Origin of the sequence: Brachyspira sp. G79 (assembly GCF_002379365.1) — a bacterium.
Classification (GTDB): Bacteria; Spirochaetota; Brachyspiria; order Brachyspirales; family Brachyspiraceae; genus Brachyspira.
Window position 1 is genome coordinate 890,682 of the sequence record NZ_JQIU01000008.1, and the last position, 6,172, is coordinate 896,853.

The 6,172-nt window shown below is 28.7% G+C and carries 6 protein-coding genes; 2 read left to right on the forward strand and 4 right to left on the reverse strand.

Annotated elements, in window-relative coordinates:
* Positions 1 to 342 precede the first annotated feature (342 nt).
* Together KQ44_RS05320 and proB are read left to right on the forward strand one after the other, a co-directional pair.
* Positions 343 to 1,593 carry a hypothetical protein gene (locus KQ44_RS05320; protein ID WP_096736540.1) on the forward strand — a complete coding sequence of 417 codons (1,251 nt, stop codon included), beginning with the start codon at positions 343 to 345 and terminating at the stop codon, positions 1,591 to 1,593.
* Positions 1,594 to 1,731: 138 nt separating this feature from the next.
* On the forward strand, positions 1,732 to 2,877 hold the full coding sequence (gene proB / locus KQ44_RS05325) for a glutamate 5-kinase (protein ID WP_096736541.1): 1,146 nt from the start codon (positions 1,732 to 1,734) through the stop codon (positions 2,875 to 2,877).
* Here proB and KQ44_RS05330 read toward each other — a convergent pair.
* The 4 genes from KQ44_RS05330 to KQ44_RS05345 form a co-directional block, all read right to left on the reverse strand.
* On the reverse strand, positions 2,872 to 3,873 hold the full coding sequence (locus KQ44_RS05330) for a DUF4931 domain-containing protein (RefSeq protein ID WP_096736542.1): 1,002 nt from the start codon (positions 3,871 to 3,873) through the stop codon (positions 2,872 to 2,874). The two genes, proB and KQ44_RS05330, sit on opposite strands and share 6 nt — an antisense overlap.
* 6 nt (positions 3,874 to 3,879) lie before the next feature.
* Complete coding sequence (locus KQ44_RS05335; RefSeq protein ID WP_012670232.1) at positions 3,880 to 4,242, reverse strand: response regulator; 363 nt, start codon at positions 4,240 to 4,242, stop codon at positions 3,880 to 3,882.
* Between the two features lie 138 nt (positions 4,243 to 4,380).
* Entirely contained in the window at positions 4,381 to 5,172 is a 792-nt protein-coding gene (gene proC, locus KQ44_RS05340) for a pyrroline-5-carboxylate reductase (RefSeq protein ID WP_096736543.1), read from the reverse strand.
* A 106-nt stretch (positions 5,173 to 5,278) separates the two neighbouring features.
* Positions 5,279 to 5,695: a PaaI family thioesterase gene (locus tag KQ44_RS05345; RefSeq protein WP_096736544.1), complete on the reverse strand. Its 417-nt coding sequence runs from the start codon at positions 5,693 to 5,695 to the stop codon at positions 5,279 to 5,281.
* Positions 5,696 to 6,172: the final 477 nt, after the last annotated feature.

Consider the following 6,172-nt stretch of genomic DNA (forward strand, 5'->3'; position numbering starts at 1 on the left):
TTAAATACATAATTTATACAACATGTAAAACATTGAATTAAACAATAATTAATATTATTTAATTCAACATAAAATAATAAACTTGTAAAATTGTTTGTCAAGTAATTTTGAAACAAGTCTATTGACTTATATGTAGTAATATTATATTATAAGGAGATGATTAATGAAAAAACCACAACACACAACACACAACACACAACACACAACACACAACACACAACACACAACACACAACACACAACACACAACACACAACACACAACACACAACACACAACACACAACACACTATAAAAAGTTAATACCCATAGCAAAAATTTTTTACTTCTCTTGTTTTTGTATTATGTTAATTATTATAATTAGTTATAATGCATATTCTCAAACAACAAATACCAATAATATAAAAATATACGGACAATTATCTGCATCTTTAGAAATGGTAGCATACGGAAGAATGAGCGATCTTATAGAACAAACTGGAAATGAAGATACATTAGGAGTGCTTTTATATGGGGATTTAAATTATATAAAAGAATATAAATATGCTTCTATAGAGGCTGATATGAATGTAAGATTTTATGAACCATTATCTCATAAAGCAAGATTTTATAAAGATATGTCGCCTCCAGTACTTGATTTTTCAAAGATGAATATATTTGTAAATTTCAAATATGTAGGTATAAGAGTAGGAGTTTTAGAACCATATACAAAAAATATACCTATGACTTCATACTTTCCCACCCTATTTTATTATCATACAGTAAGCAGCAATAAAGCAACTGTGCTGTCTGGACCAAGAGATATGCCTATAGGATATGATACTCAGTTTATACCAAGATATGATACTGGATTAATGATAGAAGCAAATTTCTTTGGAGCATTTATAGGTGTAGGAATGATTAATGGCGAAATGGGACTTGATGCTAATTCTTCTAAAGGACTTATGGCTAAAGTAGCATACAGTAATGACTATGTAAATACTGGAGTAGCAGGCATAGTTACAGAAATAGGCTCTCAGCCAATTAAAGAATGGGGAGACAGTATTAATGCATTTTTTTACTTCAGAAATGGAAAAAACGGAAGATTTACCGTAGGAATTGAGGGTTTTTGGTTCAGACATGGTATAAGAGTATATAATCAATATTTTCCTGGTGAAGCCAATACAAATACACCTCATTTTAATGACGGATATTATACTGATTTTTCTGTGCAGACATTTAATGGGGCAAAACCATATTATGGAATGAGTGGATTTATATTTTTTGAAGCAAGAAGATTATGGAAATTTGATATAACAGCACATTTTGGTATACATGATAATAATATATATTCAAATGCAGAAGATATTTATCAGCTTAAATACAGAGCTTTCTTAAGAATAACATTTAATATAACCGACGATTTCAAAATTATGCTTTCTGATACTTTTACATATGATCCAGTATATAAAAATAATTACCAATATTATGAATTAGAAAATAGAAACCAAGTAGGAGTTATATCGTACAATGAAAAAAGCGGACACTATACAGTAGATAATGATTTTTATTTAGGCTTAAGCTTTAAATTTGGTGGAGTATGGGGAAACAAATAATTATAAAAACCAAAGTTGTTACTAAATATGATTTGTTTTTAAATTTATTTATAATAATCGCATGATGTTATAAATAAATTTAAAATAATCATAAATTATAACTTTATTTTTTTATATATATAATTTATAATACCCGCTATGAAAAAAATAGATTTAAATAATATAAACAGAATAGTATTCAAATTCGGAACTAATGTTTTAAGAAATGATGAAGGATATATTTCTCTAGCCAGAATATATTCTTTTATAGAAGCCATAGCAAAATTTCACAGAATGGGTAAAGAGGTGTTGATAGTTACTTCTGGAGCAGTCGGACTTGGAGCTAAAAAAATTAATGTTCAGGATTTGGACGAGGTAGCTTTAAAACAAGCCTGTGCTGCTATAGGACAGTCTCAGCTTATGTCTATATATGAAGATGGATTTTCTAAATTTGATATAGTTACAGCTCAAATACTTCTCACAGAAGAAGATTTTTCAAACAGAAGAAGATATCTTAACCTTCACTCTACTTTAAATATGCTTTTAAAATATAAGGTTGTACCTATAATAAATGAAAATGATACTGTATCAAGCGATGAACTTAAACAATTATACGATGTTACCCAAATAAGTTTTTCTGACAATGATAAACTCTCTGCTTTAGTAGCAAGCGAACTTGATGCTGATTTGCTTATAATACTTTCAGATATTAACGGGCTTTATGATGATAACCCTAAAACAAATCCCAATGCTAAATTTATACATGAAGTATTTGAAGTTACAAAAGAAATAGAAAATCTTGGTCTTGATGCTTCCAAAGGCGGAAGAGGTGGAATGAAAACAAAACTTCAGGCTGCTAAAATAGTTACTCGGTCTGGCTGTGCCTTATTTATAGCAAACGGTAAAAAGCCTAATGTGCTTAATAATATATTTGAAAGTGAAGATAAAACTATATTTTATCCTGTAGAAGAGCCTAATGAACTTCCTACAAAAAAAAGATGGATTGCTTATGCTACAACTATAATAGGAAAATTAAAAGTAAATGCAGGTGCTAAAAAGGCTGTACTAGAAAAAGAATCAAGCCTGCTTCCTATAGGTGTAACAAAGGTAATTAATACTTTCAAAAAAGGAGATATAGTAAGCATTATAGATGAAAATGAAAATGAATTTGCAAGAGGAATAATTAATTACAGTTCTGATGATGTTGAGAAAATAATCGGACATCATTCTAATGATATATTAAAGATATTAGGCTACAAAAATTATGATGCTATTGTTACCAGAGATCATATAGTAATATTATAATGCATTTCGTAACTGTTCTGCAGCATCTTCTGGGGTAATAGAATTAATAAATACACCGCTTCCTAATTCATAGCCTGCAAGTTTGCTCATTTTAGGCATTATATCTAAAAACCAATGACTGGAGTACTTATATTTATCATTAAATACAGGTAAAAGAGTATGAAGCACATAATTAAAACTCACTTCACCTAAAAGTTTATATAGCCTGTCGAATATATTTTTAAGTATAGAAGCAAAATCAAGAATATTAGGACTAGAAGCGTATATTATACTATTAGAGTGTTGTTTTGGCATTATATATATCTGATAAGGAGACTTTGAAGCAAAAGGGGCAATGGCTATAAAATTATCATTTTCATATATTACCCTTTCATTAAGTTTCTTTTCTTCGGATATAATATCACAATATACGCATCTATTGTTTTCATTATAATATTCAAAAGAACCATTAATTTCATCAAGCATTTGAACTGGTATAAAAGGAGTTGTTATAATTTGTGAGTGAGAATGCGAAAGGCTCGCCCCAGCTTCGGGACCAAAGTTTTTAAAATGAAGACTATACAACATACCGTCATTCTTACCCAAGTCTCTAAGTCTCATCATAACTGCTTTAAAAATATAGAAAAAATCTTCTGTCTGTGCATGGTAAAAATTAAAATAATGATTTGGGTGTTCTATGATAACATCATGAAACCCTTTAGAACTGCTGGCACAAAAAAGGCTGTTTTCTTTAGGCAATTCATTTTGATGTGTCTCAGATATTATAGGGTATTTATTTGGCACTATTCTAACCTGCCAAATCTCTTCCTGTTCAGCATAAACAGTATAAACAGGGTCTGGAGTTTTCATCTCATGACCTCTGCAAAAAGGACAGCTAAGCTCAGAATTGGCTATATGCTTTTCATTCAAATTAACATAATCACTAGGTCTTACTGTTCTTTCTGCTGAAATGATAACGGACTGCTTAGTTACAGGATCTTTACGAATATGAGGCATAAATATTTAACCTATAAGTCTTTTTATCTTGTCCTTAATTTCTGTAAGATTGCCTGATTTTAATATATAACCATCTGCATTCCAAACAGAAAACTCATGTCTATAATTATTATATGCTGTACATATTATTATAGGCAGCTCTCTATGTTTTTCTCTAACTTTAGCTAAAAAATCCAAACCGTCCATTTTAGGCATTTTTATATCTAAAGTTATTAAATCAATATGAGGAGTACCTTTATCAAGCATTTCTAAGGCTTCTTCTCCGCTGTCTGTGGATACTACATCATAGCCTTCATCTTTGAACTCTTCCTCAAACAGAGTTCTAATGCTTTTTTCATCATCTAAAACTAATATTGTCTTTTTAGGCATATTTTTCTCCATATATCTTATATTGATATTATAATAATTGAATTAAAAAAGTCAAACAGAATTTTTCAATTTGATTATTATAATTCTATATAATATGACAAAAAAATCATACTATATATATATATTATAACACAATTTTTACTTTTTTTCACTTTCTATAGACTTATTATAACTTGCAATAACACTTTCTATAAGACCGCTTCTCATAGATTTTTCTTCAAGAACTTCAACTCCTTTAATAGTAAGACCTGCAGGAGTACATACTCCGTCTTTTAATTGTGCAGGATGTTTTCCAGATTCTAATACCATAGCACCAGTACCTTTAAAAACCTGTGCTGCCATTTCTATAGATGTTCTTCTGTCTATACCCATTAATACACCTGCATCACTCATAGCCTCTATTAATATATACATAAAAGCTGGAGAACAGCCTGCCATAGCATTGTATGCATGTATTTGCTCTTCTTTTATTACCTTAACCATTCCTACACGTTTCAATAACTCCACAACACCATTTTCTACAACTTTATTTTCCGACTCCACAACTGATATAAAACCATTACATGTTTTTACTGGTGTATTAGGCATTATTCTTACAATTCTGCTGCCATTAAAAAGTCTTGACAAATCCCTCTTACTTACAGAAGCTGCAACACTAACAATAGTAGCCCCTACTTTAATAGATGATGATATCTCTGCCGCTACTGAGCTAACCATATAAGGCTTAACTGCTATAAATAAAATATCAGCCTCAGAAGCCACTTTTCTATTATCTGTATAAACTTTTATGCCAAGATTTTTTTCAAGATAATCTTTTTTCTCCATTGTCTTTACGCTAGCTATGATATTTGTATACTCTATTCCAGACTTTATAAAGCCTTCTATTAAAGCTCCTCCCATAGCACCAGCACCAATAAATCCTATTATCATATTTAATCTCCTTAAATTATCAATATAATTTTATAGTATCTAATTTTATAAACTAATAAAAATTAAAAATAGTAAATAATGTTTTTTATATATTATTTTTATAAATTTAAGCAGGGTCTATTACAAACATAGTTGCTATCATTTTAGCAAGCATATTATCCTCTTCATCTTTTATAACTGCCTCTACTATTATTAACTTTTTTCCAGCACTTAAAACTTCACCAACTGCTATTACTTTTTTAGCAACAACAGGCTTTAAATAATGTATTTTAAGCTCGGAAGTTACAGTTTTGTATCCTTCTTCAAGTATACTTGCAGCTGCATGTCCTCCCGCAGTATCAGCTAGTGCTGCAACCATTCCTCCATGCATATATCCTAAATACTGAGAAAACTCTTTTTTATTTTCACATGATATAATAACTTTTCCCTTCTCTATATGCTCAAGTTTCATTCCTACAAAAGATAAAAAATCCTGAGAATTGAATCTCTTTTCAACCTTTTTAAACATCTCTTCATTAGTCATATTATTATAAACTCCTTTTACTAAAAAATTACTTCTATTACTTATGCTATAATAACAATTATAACGATTTTAAACAATCATTTATATGATATTGTGAAATTTTTTTTAACAAATAAAGTAATAGCTTTGACAATATATTAGATATACGTCAATTTATAGTAATATTATAAACTAAAAAACTATAAATATATTTACAGTTTTTAAACATACAAATAAAAAAGCACTATAAAAAACAAAATACATTCTAATAAAGTAAATATTATTTATTACCTAATAATAAAATATTATTTACTATTTATTATAATTTTTTATTTTATTATAGATTTTATATTTATTCTATACTCAAACCTCTATTATCACTTATAAACTTTATATCTAAACCAGATTTTTTTAAATTTTTAGCTATTGCTATTTTATTTTTCAATACCTTTTTCAATACATTCTTCTTTATTCTTCTTTATTCTTCTTTATATCTAA

What these genes read in the sequence shown, in the direction of transcription:
- KQ44_RS05320 (WP_096736540.1), top strand. Translation starts at nt 343, where the DNA reads ATGTTAATTATTATAATTAGTTATAATGCATATTCTCAAACAACAAAT.
- proB (WP_096736541.1), top strand. Translation starts at nt 1,732, where the DNA reads ATGAAAAAAATAGATTTAAATAATATAAACAGAATAGTATTCAAATTC.
- KQ44_RS05330 (WP_096736542.1), bottom strand. Translation starts at nt 3,873, where the DNA reads ATGCCTCATATTCGTAAAGATCCTGTAACTAAGCAGTCCGTTATCATT.
- KQ44_RS05335 (WP_012670232.1), bottom strand. Translation starts at nt 4,242, where the DNA reads ATGCCTAAAAAGACAATATTAGTTTTAGATGATGAAAAAAGCATTAGA.
- proC (WP_096736543.1), bottom strand. Translation starts at nt 5,172, where the DNA reads ATGATAATAGGATTTATTGGTGCTGGTGCTATGGGAGGAGCTTTAATA.
- KQ44_RS05345 (WP_096736544.1), bottom strand. Translation starts at nt 5,695, where the DNA reads ATGACTAATGAAGAGATGTTTAAAAAGGTTGAAAAGAGATTCAATTCT.